Origin of the sequence: Nocardioides sp. Soil796 (assembly GCF_001429525.1) — a bacterium.
GTDB lineage: Bacteria > Actinomycetota > Actinomycetes > Propionibacteriales > Nocardioidaceae > Nocardioides.
Map to the genome: position 1 here is coordinate 867,539 of NZ_LMSQ01000018.1, position 16,918 is coordinate 884,456.

18 protein-coding genes and 1 pseudogene are annotated in these 16,918 nt (G+C 70.8%); 8 read left to right on the plus strand and 11 right to left on the minus strand.

What is annotated here, in order from left to right; genetic code table 11:
• Positions 1–18: 18 nt before the first annotated feature.
• The 3 genes from menD to ASH02_RS15560 are packed head-to-tail and all read right to left on the minus strand — an operon-like array spanning position 19 to position 3,652.
• Positions 19–1,677 (minus strand): 2-succinyl-5-enolpyruvyl-6-hydroxy-3-cyclohexene-1-carboxylic-acid synthase, encoded by a 1,659-nt coding sequence (gene menD / locus ASH02_RS15550; protein ID WP_057295037.1) that lies wholly within the window; start codon positions 1,675–1,677, stop codon positions 19–21.
• Positions 1,674–2,639 carry an o-succinylbenzoate synthase gene (locus tag ASH02_RS15555; RefSeq protein WP_056890253.1) on the minus strand — a complete coding sequence of 322 codons (966 nt, stop codon included), beginning with the start codon at positions 2,637–2,639 and terminating at the stop codon, positions 1,674–1,676. Before ASH02_RS15555 ends, menD begins: the two co-directional genes overlap by 4 nt.
• Positions 2,636–3,652: an AMP-binding protein gene (locus ASH02_RS15560; RefSeq protein ID WP_235539054.1), complete on the minus strand. Its 1,017-nt coding sequence runs from the start codon at positions 3,650–3,652 to the stop codon at positions 2,636–2,638. The genes ASH02_RS15555 and ASH02_RS15560 overlap by 4 nt, the downstream gene beginning before the upstream one ends.
• A 90-nt stretch (positions 3,653–3,742) precedes the next feature.
• Here ASH02_RS15560 and ASH02_RS15565 point away from each other — a divergent pair, with 90 nt between their 5' ends.
• The 6 genes from ASH02_RS15565 (at position 3,743) to ASH02_RS27295 (ending at position 8,774) form a co-directional block, all read left to right on the plus strand.
• Entirely contained in the window at positions 3,743–4,201 is a 459-nt protein-coding gene (locus ASH02_RS15565; RefSeq protein WP_056890255.1) for a GNAT family N-acetyltransferase, read from the plus strand.
• Entirely contained in the window at positions 4,198–5,487 is a 1,290-nt protein-coding gene (locus ASH02_RS15570) for an MFS transporter (RefSeq protein ID WP_057295038.1), read from the plus strand. Before ASH02_RS15565 ends, ASH02_RS15570 begins: the two co-directional genes overlap by 4 nt.
• A complete protein-coding gene (locus ASH02_RS15575; RefSeq protein ID WP_056688648.1) occupies positions 5,484–6,728 on the plus strand; it encodes an MFS transporter in 1,245 nt (414 codons plus the stop codon). Before ASH02_RS15570 ends, ASH02_RS15575 begins: the two co-directional genes overlap by 4 nt.
• Positions 6,729–6,738: 10 nt before the next feature.
• Positions 6,739–7,614 carry a 1,4-dihydroxy-2-naphthoate polyprenyltransferase gene (locus tag ASH02_RS15580; protein ID WP_056890257.1) on the plus strand — a complete coding sequence of 292 codons (876 nt, stop codon included), beginning with the start codon at positions 6,739–6,741 and terminating at the stop codon, positions 7,612–7,614.
• A gap of 38 nt (positions 7,615–7,652) precedes the next feature.
• Positions 7,653–8,495: a thioesterase family protein gene (locus ASH02_RS15585; protein WP_057295039.1), complete on the plus strand. Its 843-nt coding sequence runs from the start codon at positions 7,653–7,655 to the stop codon at positions 8,493–8,495.
• 153 nt (positions 8,496–8,648) lie between these two features.
• On the plus strand, positions 8,649–8,774 hold the full coding sequence (locus tag ASH02_RS27295; RefSeq protein ID WP_268788305.1) for a hypothetical protein: 126 nt from the start codon (positions 8,649–8,651) through the stop codon (positions 8,772–8,774).
• Between the two features lie 7 nt (positions 8,775–8,781).
• Here ASH02_RS27295 and ASH02_RS15590 read toward each other — a convergent pair whose 3' ends face one another.
• Complete coding sequence (locus tag ASH02_RS15590; RefSeq protein WP_056688953.1) at positions 8,782–9,894, minus strand: PLP-dependent cysteine synthase family protein; 1,113 nt, start codon at positions 9,892–9,894, stop codon at positions 8,782–8,784.
• Positions 9,895–9,896: 2 nt separating this feature from the next.
• A complete protein-coding gene (locus ASH02_RS15595; protein ID WP_056688654.1) occupies positions 9,897–10,169 on the minus strand; it encodes a DUF4229 domain-containing protein in 273 nt (90 codons plus the stop codon).
• A 44-nt stretch (positions 10,170–10,213) separates the two neighbouring features.
• On the opposite strand from ASH02_RS15595, the gene ASH02_RS15600 reads away from it, so the two are divergent.
• Positions 10,214–10,435 carry a hypothetical protein gene (locus ASH02_RS15600; protein ID WP_056688656.1) on the plus strand — a complete coding sequence of 74 codons (222 nt, stop codon included), beginning with the start codon at positions 10,214–10,216 and terminating at the stop codon, positions 10,433–10,435.
• 42 nt (positions 10,436–10,477) lie between these two features.
• On the opposite strand, the gene ccsB is transcribed toward ASH02_RS15600, so the two are convergent.
• Genes ccsB through hemL form a run of 6 tightly spaced genes read right to left on the minus strand, consistent with a single transcriptional unit; the run spans position 10,478 to position 16,318 of the window.
• On the minus strand, positions 10,478–11,413 hold the full coding sequence (gene ccsB, locus ASH02_RS15605; RefSeq protein WP_056688658.1) for a c-type cytochrome biogenesis protein CcsB: 936 nt from the start codon (positions 11,411–11,413) through the stop codon (positions 10,478–10,480).
• Positions 11,410–12,942 (minus strand): cytochrome c biogenesis protein ResB, encoded by a 1,533-nt coding sequence (gene resB / locus ASH02_RS15610; RefSeq protein ID WP_082564158.1) that lies wholly within the window; start codon positions 12,940–12,942, stop codon positions 11,410–11,412. The genes ccsB and resB overlap by 4 nt, the downstream gene beginning before the upstream one ends.
• Complete coding sequence (locus ASH02_RS15615) at positions 12,942–13,691, minus strand: cytochrome c biogenesis CcdA family protein (protein WP_056688660.1); 750 nt, start codon at positions 13,689–13,691, stop codon at positions 12,942–12,944. The genes resB and ASH02_RS15615 overlap by 1 nt, the downstream gene beginning before the upstream one ends.
• Complete coding sequence (locus ASH02_RS15620) at positions 13,684–14,265, minus strand: TlpA disulfide reductase family protein (protein WP_056890260.1); 582 nt, start codon at positions 14,263–14,265, stop codon at positions 13,684–13,686. The genes ASH02_RS15615 and ASH02_RS15620 overlap by 8 nt, the downstream gene beginning before the upstream one ends.
• 5 nt (positions 14,266–14,270) lie before the next feature.
• A complete protein-coding gene (locus tag ASH02_RS15625; RefSeq protein ID WP_056688664.1) occupies positions 14,271–14,945 on the minus strand; it encodes a histidine phosphatase family protein in 675 nt (224 codons plus the stop codon).
• A complete protein-coding gene (hemL, locus tag ASH02_RS15630) occupies positions 14,942–16,318 on the minus strand; it encodes a glutamate-1-semialdehyde 2,1-aminomutase (RefSeq protein WP_235532672.1) in 1,377 nt (458 codons plus the stop codon). The genes ASH02_RS15625 and hemL overlap by 4 nt, the downstream gene beginning before the upstream one ends.
• 261 nt (positions 16,319–16,579) lie before the next feature.
• Between hemL and ASH02_RS26420 the strand changes: the two are divergent.
• Positions 16,580–16,918 (plus strand): annotated as a pseudogene (locus ASH02_RS26420) (lytic transglycosylase domain-containing protein); the annotation flags it as partial.

Here is a 16,918-nt window from a genome sequence, read left to right on the forward strand (position 1 = left end):
CTCAGACCGGCTCCGAATTCATCGCAGCGCCCGGATCCGTTCATCCAGCGCACGACGGTTGTCGCGACGGCAGGCGACCTCGACGACCTCGATGCCGCCGTTCGGGCTGGCCAGCGCCTGCTCCAGCTCGGGCAGCGACCCGACCTTCCAGTGCGGGGTGCGAGTGGCCGCGCACAGGCTGGCCACGTCGACGCCGTGGGGGGTGCCGAAGAGCTTGTCGTAGCGGTCGGCGAACCGGTCGTCCCCCTGCTCGAGCATCGCGAAGATCGATCCGCCGTCGTCGTTGACCACCACGATCGTCAGGTCGGGCCGGGCCTCGTCGGGTCCGATCACCAGCGCGTTGGCGTCGTGCAGGAACGTCACGTCGCCCATCAGCACGAGGTTCCGCTCGCCGTGCGGCCTGGCCAGGGCGGCACCGATGGCGGTCGAGATGGTGCCGTCGATGCCGGCCAGTCCGCGGTTGGCGACGATCCTGCGCCGCTCCCCCACCGTGTAGGGCCGCGCCATCAGGTCGAGGTCGCGGATCGGGCTCGACGCACCGATCAGGAGCAGGCCACTGGGCGGTACGGCGGCACTGACCGCGCGCGCCACGTCGTACGGCGTGGGCCCGGGCTGCTCGGCGAGGAGCCGGTCCAGGTCGCGTGAGACGCGGGCATCGGCGGCGCGCCACTCCTCCAGCCAGGCCGGGTCGTCCTTGCCCGGCGTGATCAGCGCGGCCACCTCGCGGTCGACGGGGAACGGGCGCTCGGCCCACCAGCCGCGCGCCTGCACCGAGACCACCTCGACGTCCTCGCGCTCGAGGAGCCGGGTGACCGGGCGGGAGAGGGTCGGGTGACCGGCGACGACCACCCGCTCGATGCGGCCGCCGAGCTCACCGTCGAGCAACAGCCGGTAGCAACGCAACGCATGGGTACCGTTGCGGGATCCGCTGCTCGGCTCGGCGAGCAGCGGCCAGTCGGCGTTCTCCGCCAGCACCCGGGCCGGCGGGCCGGCGTCGTCCCCGGCGACGACGACGGTGCGGGGACCCAGCGGAAGGGTCTCGGGGTCGGGGCGATCCGGCTTCGGCCGGGTCGATGCGTCGGCCGACGACGGGTCGTCAGGTGCGGTGCGGTGCCACGGGGCGTCGGGCACCAGCGGCGGGGTGAACTGCACGTTGAGGTGCACCGGCCGGCCACCGTGACGGCTGGCGCGGGGACCGGCCGCGGAGCGGAGCTCGCCGAGGGCCTCGCGGGCCGCGTCGAGGTCGTCGGGTCCGGCGAGGTCGACGAAGGACGCCGCCTCCCCGAAGATGCGCACCTGATCGGTGGTCTGGCTGGCACCCGTGCCGCGCACGGACGCCGGCCGGTCGGCGGTCACCACGACCAGCGAGACCCCGGCATGGGCGGCCTCGAGCACGGCGGGGTGCAGGTTCGCCACGGCCGTGCCCGACGTGCACATCACCGCGGCGGGCGCCCCGACCTTCGCCATGCCCAGCGCCAGGAAGCCGGCAGTGCGCTCGTCGAGTCGGGTGTGCAACCTGATCCGGCCGTCGCGGGCGGCGTCCCAGGCCGCGAAGGCCAACGGTGCGTTGCGCGAGCCGGGCGCGAGCACGACCTCGGTGATGCCGGCGGCGACCAGGTCGTCGAGCACCGAACGCGCCAGCAGGGTCGAGGGATTGGCACGCGGCGGCGGGGTCATGGTGTGTGATCCTTCCGCAAGGCCTCGCGCAGCGCATCCACGTCGGCACGCCGGTTGGCCCAGTGCGCCACGCGAGCGGGCGGCGCGGCCAGCCGGACGAGCGCCTCGTCGAGCACCGTCGGCCGGCCCACCGGGAGCATGCCGCCCACGGGGCGCAGCGGCTCGGCCACCACGTCGTCGGTGAAGAGCTGCACGGTGGCCAGGCCGCACGCGTGCGGGAGCTCCGGGAGCGCGGCGGCCAGGGCCAGTCCGGCGGCGATGCCGACCGACGACTCCAGGGCGCTGGAGACGACCACCGGCAGCCCGATGTCCTCCGCAATGCGCAGGCAGGCGCGCACGCCGCCGAGGGGCTGCACCTTGAGCACGGCGATGTCGGCGGCCTCGAGGTCGCGCACCCGGTAGGGGTCGGCGGCCCGGCGGATCGACTCGTCGGCGGCGATCGGCACCTCGACCACCCGGCGTACGGCGGCGAGGTCCTCCACGTCGGCACAGGGCTGCTCGACGTACTCCAGCCCACCGGCTGCCCGGTCCAGCGCGCGGATCGCGGCCACTGCCTCCTCGACGTCCCAGCCGCCGTTGGCGTCGACCCGGATCTGCCCGGTGGGTCCGATCGCGTCGCGCACCGCCTCGACGCGGGCCAGGTCGTCGCCCAGGCTCTGGCCGCGCTCGGCGACCTTGACCTTGGCGGTCGCACAGCCCCCGGCGACCACGATCTCGTGTGCACGCTGGGGATTCGTCGCCGGCACGGTCACGTTGACCGGCACCTCGGCGCGGACGGCGGCTGGCCAGTCACCGGCCGCGGCCTCCTCGGCGCAGCGCAGCCACGGCTCGGCCTCGGCCGCGTCGTACTCCAGGAACGGGCTCCACTCACCCCAGCCACCCTCGCCGCGGATCAGCACGCCCTCGCGCACCGTGATGCCGCGGAAGCGGGTGTGCAGCGGGATCGAGTAGACGTGGTTCATGCGGGTCCTTCCGCGAGGCGGCGCAGGGTGAGTCGGTCGACCTTGCCGTTGGGCAGGTGCGGGAGGGCGTCCAGGCGCACGAGCCCGCGCGGCGCCCAGGCCCGGGGGTGTTCGGCCGAGACCCAGTCGCGTGCCTCGTCCAACGTCAGGTCGCCCACCACGAAGGCGACCAGTCGCTGGCCCCACTCGTCGTCGGGTACGCCGAGCACCTCGACCGTCTGGACGGAGGGGTGGGCGCGGAGCCGCTTCGCGACGGCCGGTGCGGGCACGTTGATGCCACCGGTGATCACCACGTCGTCGACGCGACCGAGCACCCGGAGGCGGCCGTCGACGATGCGGCCCAGGTCGGAGGTGACGAACCAGCCGTCCACCAGGGCGCGGGCGGTGAGCTCCGGGTCGCCGTCGTAGCCGTCGAAGAGCACGGGCCCACGGATCCGGATCGGTTGCCCCTCCGGCACGTCGAGCTCCACGCCGTCGAGCGGCAGGCCGTCGTACACGCAGCCACCGGACGTCTCGCTCGAGCCGTAGGTCACGACCACCCGGACACCCTGCTCCTCGGCGCGGGCGCGCAGCGCCGGGTCGACCGGTCCGCCGCCGAGGAGCACCGCGTCGAACCCGGCCAGCACCGCGGCGTCCGTCTCGAGCAGGCGGTGCAGCTGCGTCGGCACCAACGAGACGTAGCGGCAGCCGGTCGCGGCGGCCGCGAACGACCCGTGGTCCTCGAGCACGACCGGCTCGGCTCCGTGCAGCAGGGCGCGTACGACGACCTGCACTCCCGCGACGTACGACGCCGGCACGGTCAGCAGCCACGTGCCACTGCCCCCGAGGCGCTCATGAGCGGCGTGCGCGGACGCGAGCACGGCCCGGCGGGAGAGCACCACCCGCTTCGGTCGACCGGTGGACCCGGAGGTCTCCACCATCAGCGGCTCGGGCTCGGCCTCCGCGTCGAGCCACGCACGGACCGCGCCGAAGACCTCGGGGGCGGTGCCGTGCACAGGTCGGAGAAAGCTCACCCGACGAACGCTAGCGGCATGCCCGCGAGGCCCGGCGACGCCACCAAGAAATGAGAGGCGTGCCCGCGGCCTCGCTGGAACAATCGGCCCGTGGAACTCACCTGGCTCGGATCACACCACGACGACCTCACCGCCCGACAGATGCACGACCTGCTCAGGCTGCGGCACCGCGTGTTCGTGATCGAGCAGGACTGCCCCGACTACGAGGACATCGACGGACTCGACGTCGTCGAGGGCACGCACCACGTGCTGGGCTCCGACGGTGACCGGCTGCTCGCCTACGCGCGCGTGGTGGCACCCGGCGCGCAGAGCCCGCAGGCCCGCATCGGTCGGGTCGTGGTGTCCGGCGAGGCCCGCGGCACCGGCGTCGGGCACGCCCTGATGCGCGAGACGCTGGCGCTCTGCGAGCGGGTCTGGCCGGGTCAGGAGCTGATGCTCGCCGCGCAGGCGCACCTGGCCGACTACTACGGCCGTTACGGCTTCGCCCCCGTCGGCGAGGTGTACGTCGAGGACGGCATCGACCACCTCGACATGGTCAGGCCGTCATGAACGCGCTGCTGGTGCGCCTGCTGCCCGACTCCGCGCTGGCCCGACGACTGTCCTACCAGTCGGTGCTGTTCGCGATCGGCGAGGGCGTCTTCATCACCGGCAACGCCGTGTTCTTCACCCAGATCGTCGGGCTGACCGCCGCCCAGGTCGGTCTCGGACTGTCCATCGCGGGGCTGGTCACCTTCGTCCTCTCGGTGCCGGCCGGCAAGCTGGCCGACCGGGTGGGGCCGAAGCGCATCTGGTCGATCGGTGCGGTCGCGGGCGCCCTGCTCTACCTCACCTACCCGTGGATCCACGGGTTCATCGGCTTCGTGGCCATCGTGTGCGGACTCGCGCTCGTCGAGGCCGCGGGCGGTGCCGGCCGCGGCGCCTACACGATCGACGTCTTCCCGCGCGAGGAACGCGTGCGGTCGCTGGCGTTCATGCGCAGCGCCCTCAACATCGGCTTCACCCTCGGCGCCCTGATCGGCGGGCTCGCGCTCGCCATGCACGACGACGACGTGATCCGGGCGGTCCCGCTGTTCACCGCCGCGATCCTGTTCGTCAACGCCTGGCTGATCACCCGCCTGCCCGACGCGGCCCACGACCACCCGGCACCACCGGCGCCACCGGCCGAGGTGGTGTCCGCCGGCGCCGACGAGATCACCCCGGCCGTCGAGAGGCCGGCGTCGACCAGCGCGCTGCGCAACCGGGGCTTCGTGCTGCTCGGCCTGATGAACGGGGTGCTGGGCACCAACCAGGTGCTCCTCAACGTGGTGATCCCGCTGTGGCTGGTCACCGAGACCGACGCGCCGCGCACCTTGCTGGCCTGGCTGTTCGGCACCAACACCGTCCTGGCTGTCCTGCTCCAGGTGCGCGCCGCCCGCGGCTCGGAGACCGTCGACGGCGCCCTGCGGGCCACTCGTCTGTGCGCGATCTCGTTCGTGCTCTCGTGCGTGCTGATCATGGTCACCGCCGACACCCTCAGCTGGGTGACGATCCTGCTGATCTGGCTGGGCCACGTGACGATCACCGGCGCCGAGCTGTTCCAGTCGGCCGCGGCGTGGGGCTTCATGGCCGAGCTCTCCGACCCCGATCGCCGTGGCGAGTACCAAGGCGCCTGGCGACTGGGCAACCAATTCACCTGGATCATCGGACCCGCGGCGTACACCTGGCTGGCCATGCACTGGGGCATGTCGGGGTGGATGCTGATCGCCGGTCTGGCCGTCGCCGCCTCGGCGATCGCGCACCCGGCCGCCCGGTCCGCCGAACGCCACCTCCAGCGCGAGGCCGTGGCCGTGCGATGAGCCTGGTGCAGCAGTTCGCGCCGCCGACCCCGCTGGCCGGTCGGCTGTCGGTGCAGTCGTTGCTCTTCGCCATCGGCGAGGGCACGTTCATGACCGGCTCGGCGGTCTTCTTCACCCAGGTCGTCGGCCTCACCGCCGCCCAGGTCGGCCTCGGCCTGACCATCGCGGGGGTCGCCGCCTTCCTGGTCGCCGTCCCCATGGGCAAGGTGGTCGACCGGTTCGGACCGCGTCGCATGTGGGCGGTCAGCGCCGCGGGCCAGGCCGCGATGTTCGCGGTGTGGCCGTTCATCGGCAGCTTCGAGGGCTATGTGTCGATGGCCGTCGGCATGGAGGTGATCGGCGCGCTCGGCGGGGCGGCGTACGGCGCCTACACGCTCGACGTGCTGCCCCACGACGAGCTGGTGAAGTCTCGGGCCTACATGTACTCCGCGCTGAACCTGGGCTTCACCGTCGGGTCGATGCTCGGCGGCATCGCGCTGGCCTTCCACTCCAACGACGTGATCCGGCTGGTGCCGTGGTTCACCACGATCGTGTTCGCGATCAACGCCGTCTGCATCATCAAGCTGCCGCGCGCCCCGCACGACCTGCGCACGAAGGAGGAGCGCGCGGTCAAGATTCCCGGCCCGAGCGCACTCCGCAACGTGGGCTGGCTGCTGGTCACGTTCTTCGTCGGCGTGCTCTGGACCAACCAGGTGCTGCTCAACCTGGTCATCCCGCTGTGGCTGGTCGAGGAGACCGACGCCCCGCGCGTGCTGCTGGCCTTCCTCTTCGGCACCAACACGGTGATGTGCATCTTCCTGCCGATGCTCGCCGCGCGGGGGGTCAAGGACATCCCCACCGCCCTGCGGGCGACCCGGTTCTCGACCTCCTTCTTCGTGCTCTCCTGCCTGATCACGCTCTTCACCCACGACACGATCGGCTGGCTGACCATCGCGCTGGTCTGGCTCGGCCACGTCACCGTGACCGGTGCCGAGCTCTACCTCTCGGCGGCCAGCTGGTCGTTCGAGGCCGAGCTGATGGACCCGAGGCGCCGCGGCGAGTACCAAGGCGCGGCCGAGCTCACCGGCACCCTCGGGCGGGTCTGGGCTCCCGCCGTCTACACGTTCCTGGCCATGGAGTGGGGTGCCACCGGCTGGTTGCTCATCGCCGGCATCGTGGTGGTCGCGACGATCGGGCTGGTGCCGGCCAGCGCCGCGGCCCAGCGGCACCTGGAACGCCACGGCGAAGCCGTCCCTGCTTGAATCACTCCTCGTGACGACTCCTGCGCAGTGGATTGCCGGCTCCCGCCCCCGCACGCTCCCGGCTGCCGTCGCCCCCGTGCTCGCCGGCACGGGCGTCGCGGCGTACGCCGACGAGCCGGTCTGGTGGAAGGCCGCGCTCGCCCTGCTCGTGTCGCTGGCCCTGCAGGTGGGCGTCAACTACGCCAACGACTACTCCGACGGCATCCGCGGCACCGACGAGGACCGGGTCGGTCCGATGCGCCTGGTCGGCTCGGGCGCCGCGACCCCGCGGGCGGTGAAGCTCGCCGCGTTCTCGGCGTTCGGCGTGGCCGCCGTGGCCGGGCTGGTCCTGGCGATCACGACGGCCTGGTGGCTGGTGCTCCTCGGCGCGGTCTGCATCGTCGCGGCCTGGTTCTACACCGGGGGCAGGCACCCCTACGGCTACCTCGGCCTGGGCGAGGTGATGGTGTTCGTCTTCTTCGGGCTGGTCGCGGTGATCGGGACGACGTACGTCCAGACCGGGACGTTCGAGCTGGCCGCCCTCTACGCAGGCACGGCGATCGGAGCGCTGTCGTGCTCGATCCTGGTCGCCAACAACCTGCGCGACATCCCGACCGACCGCGAGGTCGGCAAGCGCACCCTGGCCGTGGTGCTCGGCGACGCCCGCACCCGCGGCTTCTTCGCGCTGCTGGTGATCGCCGCCGCGGTGGCCTTGGTGGGCGTCGCACTGTCGACGACGTGGTGGGCCTTCCTGGGCCTGGCGTACGTCGTTCCGTCGGCGCGGGCGCTCGGCATCGTGCTGGGGCAGAAGGCGCAAGGCCCGTCACTGGTCCCCGTGCTCCAGCTGGCCGGCGTCTCCGAGCTGCTGCTGGGGGCCGGTCTGTTCGTCGGACTGCTTCTGGGATGATGCCCGCCTGAGGCACGCACACCGAAGGAGCAGGGTTCATGGGGCTGGCGTTCTACCGAAATGACGGCGCGTCACTCATGCCGCTGGGGCTCTCCCGCAGCCTGTGGAGCAAGGAGCAGATGCACGGCGTCGCGATCAGCGCCGGTCTGTCCCGGGCTGCCGAGGGTGCGTTGCGCGACCTCGGCCGCGACGACCTGCAACCGGCGCGCTACACCGTCGACCTGTTCCGCCCGGCGATGATGACCGCCAGCACCTTCACCACCGAGGTGGTGCGCGAGGGACCGCGCATCTGCCTGGTCGACGTGGCCATGGTGCAGGACGGCGAGCGGGTCGCGCGGGCCAGTGCCCTGTTCCTCAAGAAGGGCGAGACCCCGGCCGGTGAGGTCTGGTCTCCCGACGAGCACCCGGTGCCGCCGCCGCTCGACCTCGCCCCCGAGGGCACCGAGCCGCACATCCCGTTCTTCCACAGCAGCGCCGGCTGGTCGCAGGACTTCCGCGCCCACCAGAACTCCTCACGCAAGGCGACCTGGCAGACCGGCGTACCTCCCGTCGACGGCGAGGAAGCGACCCCGTTCACGGCGGTGGCCGCGATCGCCGACGCGACCACGATGGTGACCAACTGGGGCAGCAAGGGCGTGGAGTTCATCAACACCGACATCACGGTCACGCTCTCGCGGCTGCCCGACGGCATCCAGCTCGGGCTCTCCGGGCTCGACCGCGTCGTCCACGACGGGATCAGCGTCGGCACCGCCACGATCTTCGACCGTCGCGGCCCGATCGGCACCACGGTGATGACCGCGATCGCCAACGCCAAGCGCACCGTCGACTTCGACGCGATCGACTATCGCGAGGACGGCTCCCGCAGCTCCCCCGGCGTCTGACCCACGACCCCGCAACCCTCGTGTCGCGAACCGTGCATTCTTGATGCGCGAACCGTGGATTCTTGCGCTTCGAGCCGTGGGTTCCTGGTGCTCACACCGCAACGACTGCCGGTTCGAGACGCAACATTTGCAGGGTCGTGGGAAAGTGGGCGCATGACGTTCTTCCTGATCCTGCTCGCCGTGATCGCCGCCGGCTTCGTGGTCTACAAGATGCGCGCACCGATCCTGGCCAAGATCCTCGGCCAGCCCCGGTCGCGCATCGAGCGACGCCTCAAGTAGGTCGCGCTCAGGCCGGCGGTTGCCAGGCGCCGGTGCGCCCGAACTCCTCCAGCGTGCGCTCGTACGGCGCGATGTCGATGCCCTGCGCCTCGAGCCAGGCGTCGGAGTAGTAGGTGTCGGTGTAGCGCTCGCCGCCGTCGCACAGCAGCGTCACCACCGAGCCCTGTTCACCACGTGAGCGCATGCCCGCGATCTGGTGCAGGGCGCCCCACAGCGACGTACCGGTCGAGCCGCCGACGAACCGGCCGGTGACCTCGGAGCACCAGCGCGCCGCGGCGATCGAGGCGGCGTCGGGGACGGTCATCATCGCGTCGACCACGCCGGGCAGGAACGACGGCTCCACCCGCGGCCGGCCGATGCCCTCGATGCGCGACGCGGTGCCCGTGGCGTCGGGGTCGGTCCAGCCCTCGAAGAACGCGGAGTTCTCCGGGTCGACCACGCAGACCTGTGTCTGGAGCCGGCGGTAGCGGACGTAGCGGCCGATCGTCGCCGACGTGCCTCCGGTGCCCGCACCCACGACCACCCAGGTCGGCACCGCGTGCCGTTCGCGGGCCATCTGCTCGAAGATCGACTCGGCGATGTTGTTGTTGCCCCGCCAGTCGGTGGCGCGTTCGGCGTAGGTGAACTGGTCCATGTAGTGCCCGCCGGTCTCCTCCGCAAGGCGACGCGACTCGGCGTAGATCGTGGACGGGTCGTCGACGAGGTGGCAGGTGCCGCCGTGGAACTCGATCAGCGAGATCTTCTCCGGCGACGTCGAGCGCGGCATCACCGCCACGAACGGGAGGCCCAGCAGCCGGGCGAAGTAGGCCTCCGAGACCGCCGTCGACCCCGAGGAGGCCTCGATGATCGTCGTACCCTCACCGATCCAGCCGTTGCAGAGCCCGTAGAGGAACAGCGACCGCGCCAGCCGGTGCTTCAGCGAGCCCGTCGGGTGGACGGACTCGTCCTTGAGATAGAGGTCGATGCCCCAGTCGTCGGGCAGCGGGAAGACGTGCAGGTGGGTGTCTGCCGACCGGTTCGCGTCGGCCTCGACCTTGCGGATCGCCTCGTTGAGCCAGGCCCGCTCCCCACCGTCGGAGCGGGTGCCGACCGAGCAGCAGCCTTCCCGCCGCCGGTCGATGCTCACGGGGAGTCCTTGTCGTCCTCGCGTGCGCTGATCTCCTCGAACTTCTGCGTCGCCTTCTCGGCCCGGGTCTGCACGACGCGGGCAAACCGCTCACGCTGCCGGTCGAGCAGGAACAGTGAGGCGAGGCCGGAGACCACGAACGCGATCACCACGGCCCAGATCATGGGCACCCCGTTGTCGGAGACGAGCCCCCAGACACCGACGGTGATTCCGAGGGCTCCGAGGAACAGCGCGATGCGCAACAGGGTGTAGACGATGAACTCCTTCACCCCTTCAGCCTAGATTGCTCGGGTGCAGGCCGTACTCTTGAGGGGTGGGCAAGTTCATCCTCGTCATCGTGCTCGTCACACTGGCGGTCTATCTGGTCGTCCGGCTCGTCGAGACCCGGGGCGCACTCTTCCGGCGCGGCAACGGCGGGTCCACGGCCAAGCCCGAACGCCGCCCCTCCGGCCCGCTCGGACCCGACGACGATCCCGAGTTCCTGCGCGACCTCAACCGCCGCCGTCCGCACAAGGACAAGCCGACCGACGGCTGAGCAGGGCTGCGCCCAGTTGAGCAGGCCGAGCCCGCCCGCCGCTCAGATCAGGTCGTACGACGACCGCACCGGCTCCTGCACCACGGACGGGGCGGCGTACGAGTGCTGCGAGCTGCCGCCGAAGAAGTAGTTGATGCCGATGAAGTTGAACCACAGGGTGCCCACGCCGACCAGCGCCACGATCGCGGCGTTGCGGCCCTTCCACCCGGCGGTCGCGCGGGCGTGGAGGTATGCGGCGTACACGACCCAGGTGATGAACGCCCAGACCTCCTTGGCGTCCCAACCCCAGTAGCGCGACCACGCGTAGTGCGCCCAGATCGGGCCCGCGATCAGCACGGCGAAGGTCCACACCGGGAACGCGAAGGCGTGGATGCGGTAGGAGATGCGGTCGAGCGCGTCGAGCTCGGGCACGCGGGCCAGGAAGCCGGTGGTGGTGTCGGGCTTGCGTTCCTTGACCAGGTAGAGCACCGAGAGGATCCCGCCGAGGGTGAAGGCACCGGTCGCGATCACCGCGGCCACCACGTGGATCACCAGCCACGGGGAGGAGAGCGCCTCGGTCAGCGGGACGACCTCCTCGTAGAGGGTCAGCTCGGCGACCATCAGGACGGTCAGCGCGAAGCCGACCACGATCGGGGCCAGCCACTCCAGGCTGAAGCGACCGCGCAGCACCAGGTAGGCGAGAACGAGGACGAAGGTCCCGGTGATCACGAACTCGTACATGTTGCCCCACGGCACCCGGTTGGGGTCGGCGGCCATGCCACGGCCCACGAGGGCCACGAGCTGGACGGCCGCGCCGATCACCGTGAGCAGGAACCCGAAGCGGCCGAACGTGCGGGTCCGCTGGTCGAGAGGTGCGTCGGTCGGCAGCTTGCGCAGCGCCGCCCATTCCACGAGGTGGGCCAGCAGCGCCAGGAAGTAGACGACCGCGACGACCGCCAGCGCCTGGACGCTGAGGTTCTCCCACTGGGTGTTGCTCACGATTTCTCCTCACGCACGTCGCCCGCACGGAGCGACGCGACAATTTCGGCGAGCTCGGTCCCGACCTCGCCACCCCCTGAACGGTCGAGGGCCGCGATCTCGACCACGGTCTCCTCGTCCTCACGACGCGCCCGCACCCACACCCGGCGGGGGCGGATGAACAGCGAGCCGAGCAACCCGACCAGGGCCAGGATGACCCCACCGAGTGCGACGCCCTTGCCGGGGGTCTTGCTGATCTGGATGCGCACCCACGGCCGCATGCCCTCGAAGGTCACCGATCCGGCGCCGTCGGGGAGCTTCTTGGTCTGGCCGGGGAACAGGTCGACCCGGAACATCGAGCCGTCGTTCTTCTTCAGCTCGGTCATCCGGCTCTTGTCGAGCACGTAGACCGACTGCGAGTCGCCCGAGTCCATGCCGAGGTTGCCGACGTAGGCCAGCATCGAGATGCGCGGGTTGCGGTCGTCGCCGAACAGCGAGACCGGGTTGCCGTCGACGTTGGCGTACGTCGGGTAGAGCAGGCCCTCGAGCCCGATCTGGCGGGGCCGGGCGTCGGGCGCCTTGACCACACCGAACGACGTGAACGTCGCCTGGTCCTCGGGCAGGAAGATCACCGGCCCCGACCACGCGACGTCGCCGTTGCCGTCGCGCACGGTGATCGAGGGGGCGTAGCCGTGGCCGATCAGGAACAGGTCGGTGCCGCCGATGGAGAGCGGGTGGTTGACCTTGAGGTCGTACTCCTTCTCCTCGCCGTCGGGGGTCTCCCGGTAGTCGAGGTGGGCGACGAACTTCTGGGCCATGCCCTTGCGCGGCCCGCTCATCAGCCAGTTGACGTCGAAGTCGGTCACCTCGAAGGAGAACGGCTCCATGTCCTCGGCCTGCATCAGGCTGCCCGGCACGAAGTCGTCGTACTGGGTGAGGTTGTTGGAGAACCCGCCGTCCTTCCACACGATCACGCCGCCCTGGTAGCCGAAGAGCGACCCGATCCCGAAGCCGGCCAGCACGATCAGCACCGAGATGTGGAAGAGCAGGTTGCCGGCCTCGCGCAGGTAGCCGCGCTCGGAGGAGACGGCACCTTCGGCGGCGAGGACCCGGAAGCGCCGCTTCCTGAGCAGCACCTGGGCGCGAGCCAGGACGTCGTCGACCGGCTCGGAGGTGCGGTACGTCGCACTGTCCGGCAGGCGGGTGAGATTGCGCGGGGCCTTCGGTGGTGCAGCCCGCAGGCCACGCCAGTAGACCCGGGTGCGGGGCAGGATGCAGCCGACCAGCGACAGGGCCAGCAGCAGGTAGATCGCGGCGAACCACACCGAGTCGAAGACCGAGAACAACCCGAGCTTCTCGTAGATCGGCGCCAGGTCGGGGTGGTCCTCGCGCCACTGCGACGCCTTGAACGCGTCGATGTTGTCCTGCGGGATCACCGAGCCCGGGATCGACGCGAGGGCGAGGAGCAGCAGCAGGATCAACGCCGTGCGCATCGAGGTGAGCTGGCGCCACGACCAGCGCAGCAGTTCACGGAGGTTCAGGTCGCCCATCAGACGCTCGTCTCGAATCCGAGGATGAGGTGCACCTGCATCCAGTTGACGATCCAGTCCCACCAGCCGGTGACCAGCAGCACGCCGATCACCACGAGCATCACGCCGCCGATGCGGGTCACCCATGCCTGGTGGCGGCGGATGAACGCGAAGGCGCCCAGTGCCCGGCGGTAGGCCAGCCCGGCGATGATGAACGGGATGCCCAGGCCGAGGGTGTACGCCGCGGAGAGCACCGCACTACGCGGCACGGTCGCCTCGTTGATGCCCAGGGTCAGGATCGCGCCGAGCGTCGGGCCGATGCACGGCGTCCAGCCGAGGCCGAAGAGGAACCCGAGGAACGGGGCAGCGGCCAGGCCGACGGCCGGCACCTTGTGCACGCGTACGTCGCGTTGCAGCAGCGGGATCAGGCCGACGAAGGCGAGGCCGAGCACGATGACCAGGCAGCCGAGCACCACGGTGATCGTGCGGTCGTACTGCAACAGGGTGGAGCCGAAGTAGCCCGACAGGGCCCCGAGGGCGACGAAGACGCTGCCGAAGCCGAGCACGAACAGCACGGAGCCGGCCAGCATGCGGCCGCGGTGCGCGTCTTCCAGCTCGGCACCGGAGAGGCCGGTCGCGTAGGAGAGATAGCCGGGCAGCAGCGGGATCACGCACGGCGAGAAGAACGACACGAGGCCGGCGAGCAGGGCGACGGGCAGCGCGATCAGGAGCGACCCCGACATCACGGAGTCCTGGAAGTACTCAGCCATCTTCAGCGACGACCTCGTCGATCAGCGTCTCGAGGGTGCCCTTGCTCGGCATCACGCCGAGCACGCTCGCGGCCACCCGGCCCGACCGGTCGATGATCACCGTGCTCGGCGTGGAGTACGGCGTCAGCGTGCCGTGGAAGGCCAGCAGCGTCTTCGCCGACGGGTCGAAGATCGAGCGGTAGGGCAGCTTGAACGTGCGCACGAAGCCGTTCGCGTTCTCGCGGGAGGGATCACGGTTGTTCAGCCCGAGGAAGACCACGTCGTCGGGGTCGACGCCGTTGGCCACCTCGACGATGTCGGGCGCCTCCTTGCGGCACTCGACACACCAGGCTCCCCACACGTTGACCACGACGACCTTGCCGCGGAAGTCCTCCAGGGAGAGGTCCTTGCCGTCGAGGTCCTCGCCGCTGAGCGCGATCGGCTTGGTGCGGTCGCCCGGCTTCAGCTCGGTGATCTGGCCGTTCCCGGACACGTAGCCCTTGTCGCCGGTGCCCTCGAGGGAGCCGCATCCGGTGAGCAGGAGGCAGCCGGCCGCGAGCGCGGCGATCAGGCGTCGGGTGAGGAGTGCGGGCATGCGGATCAGGGCTTCTTCTCCTCGGGGGCGTTGCCCGCCGAGAACGGGGCCGCCTTGTCCTTGGTGGGGATCAGGTGCCCGGCCGGCTCGGAGTAGGTCAGCGAGACCAGCCGGTCGCCCTCGAAGTTGAGCGAGGTCAGCGAGCACAGGGTGCACTGGCGCTTGCGCGGGTCGTGGAGGAACGAGCGCTTCTCCACGAAGAGCCGGGTGGTCCAGATCGGCAGCTGGTGGGAGACGATCACCGCCTCGTGGCCACGCGCGGAGTCGCGGGCGTCGTACACGGCGGCCATCATGCGGGCGGCAACCTCCTTGAAGGGCTCACCCCACGACGGCTTCATCGGGTTCCAGAGGTGGCGCCAGGTCAGCGGGTTGCGCAGGGTGTTGTTGCCCTTGCCGAACGTCTGGCCCTCGAAGACGTTGCCGGACTCGATGACCCGCTCGTCGGTGACGATCTCGAGGCCACGGGCGTCGGCCAGCGGACGCGCGGTCTCCTGGGCGCGCTCGAGCGGGGAGACTCGCAGGTGGGTGATGTCGCGGCCCTTGATCGCCTCGGCGACGACCTCCGCCATCTCGCGACCGCGGTCGGAGAGGTGGTAGCCGTCCATGCGGCCGTAGAGCACGCCCTTCGGGTTGTGCACCTCACCGTGGCGGAGCAGGTGCACAGACGTCTTCTCGGTCATCGGGTTCCTTCGGTGGTCGGCTGGCCATCGTTGGCGGCAGCCGCGGCACGGGCCGCGGCTGGCAGGGCGTCGAGGACGGTCTGCACGGCGCGGTCGTCGTGCGCGCCGGAGAGGAACCATGCTTCGTACGCCGAGGGCGGCAGGTAGACGCCGGCGTCGAGCATGGCGTGGAAGAACGCGGTGTACGCCGGCAGCGACTGGTCGTTCGCGTCGTCGAAGTTGCGGACCTCGCCGTCACGGAAGAAGACCGAGAACATCGTGCCGGAGGCCTGCACCCGGTGGGGCACACCGGCGACGGTGAGCGCCTCGGCGGCGGCGGCCTTGATCACCTCGCCCGCGGAGGTGATGTGGGCGTAGACGTCGTCGGTGGCCAGTCGCAACGTGGCGAGGCCGGCGGTGGTGGCGATCGGGTTCCCGCTCAGGGTGCCGGCCTGGTAGACGGGGCCCTCCGGGGAGAGCCGGCTCATCACGTCGGCCCGGCCACCGAACGCGGCCGCCGGGAAGCCGCCGCCCATGACCTTGCCGAAGGTGACCAGGTCCGGACGCCAGCCCTCGACCGCACCGTCGAGGCCCCACTGGCCCTGCTTGCTGGCCCGGAACCCGGTCATCACCTCGTCGGAGACGAACAGGGCGCCGTGCTGGGTGCACAGGTCGGACAGGAGCTTGTTGAAGCCCGGCGCCGGCGGCACGACGCCCATGTTGCCGGGGGCGGCCTCGGTGATCAGGCAGGCGATGCGGTCGCCGTGCTCGGCGAAGACGGCGCGGACCGCCTCGGGGTCGTTGTACGGCAGCACCAGGGTCTGCTCGACGAAGATGTCCGGCACGCCGGGGGTGCTGGAGATGGAGTGGGCGTGCTGGTGCGTGGCCAGGCCCGAGCCGGCCTGGGCCAGCAGGGAGTCGACGTGCCCGTGGTAGCAGCCGGCGAACTTCACGATCAGGTCGCGGCCGGTGAACCCACGGGCCAGCCGGATCGCGGACATGGTCGCCTCGGTGCCCGACGACACGAAGCGGACCTTGTCGATCGGCGTACGGCCGACGATCTCCTCGGCCAGCTCGACCTCGGGCACCGTCGGCGTGCCGTACGACGTGCCACGCGAGACCGCCTCGGTGACCGCGGCCAGCACCTCGGGGTGCGCGTGGCCGAGCAGCATCGGGCCCCACGAGCAGATCAGGTCGACGTACTCGTTGCCGTCGACGTCGGTGAGCCACGCTCCCGCCGCGGAGCGGATGAAGCGGGGAGTGCCACCGACGGCGTTGAACGCCCGCACCGGGGAGTTGACGCCACCCGGGGTCACCGCCTGCGCCCGGTCGAAGAGCTCCGCCGATCGCTCAGTCGATCGGCCGGTGGAGGAGGCAGGCACAGCAGAAGTCACCGGGTCATTGTCGCCGACCGACCAAATCTGGCCACATCGGGGGTGACCTGCCCTTTTCGCGAAAATCCGGCCTTCTCCGCGTCATGAACCGCCCGCCCGCCCGTTTCCTCCCCGAGGTAGGGAACAGGCTTCTCAATGAACGAGATGCAGATCACGTCGGGTACCGGTGCGTAACCCCGCGTGTCAGACTTCGTTGATTGAAGTGCCTGTGCTTGAGGGAGTGGCAGGTTACGGATGCAGACAATTGGGGAGATTCGCGCAATGAAGACCACACGCTTCGGCGGTGCACAGCGAGCCATGGCGCTCGTTCCGTTGGCCTTGCTGTCGACCGCCTGGACGGCCAGCCTGATCGGCGTCGGTGGCAGCACCATCGCCTCGGCCTCCGACAACGACGGCCGCCTGCCCGACGGCACCTCGATCCCGACGCAGGCGATCGAGGACCCGGCCAGCTACTCCCAGCCCGGCGAGATCGGTCTCGGTGTGCCCCGCGGGTCCGGCGACAAGATCGTCCAGACCGCCTCCACCAACGGCATCCCGTCCGCCGCCCTGGCCGCCTACCAGCGCGCCGCCACGGTCATCAACGCCGCCGACAAGACCTGC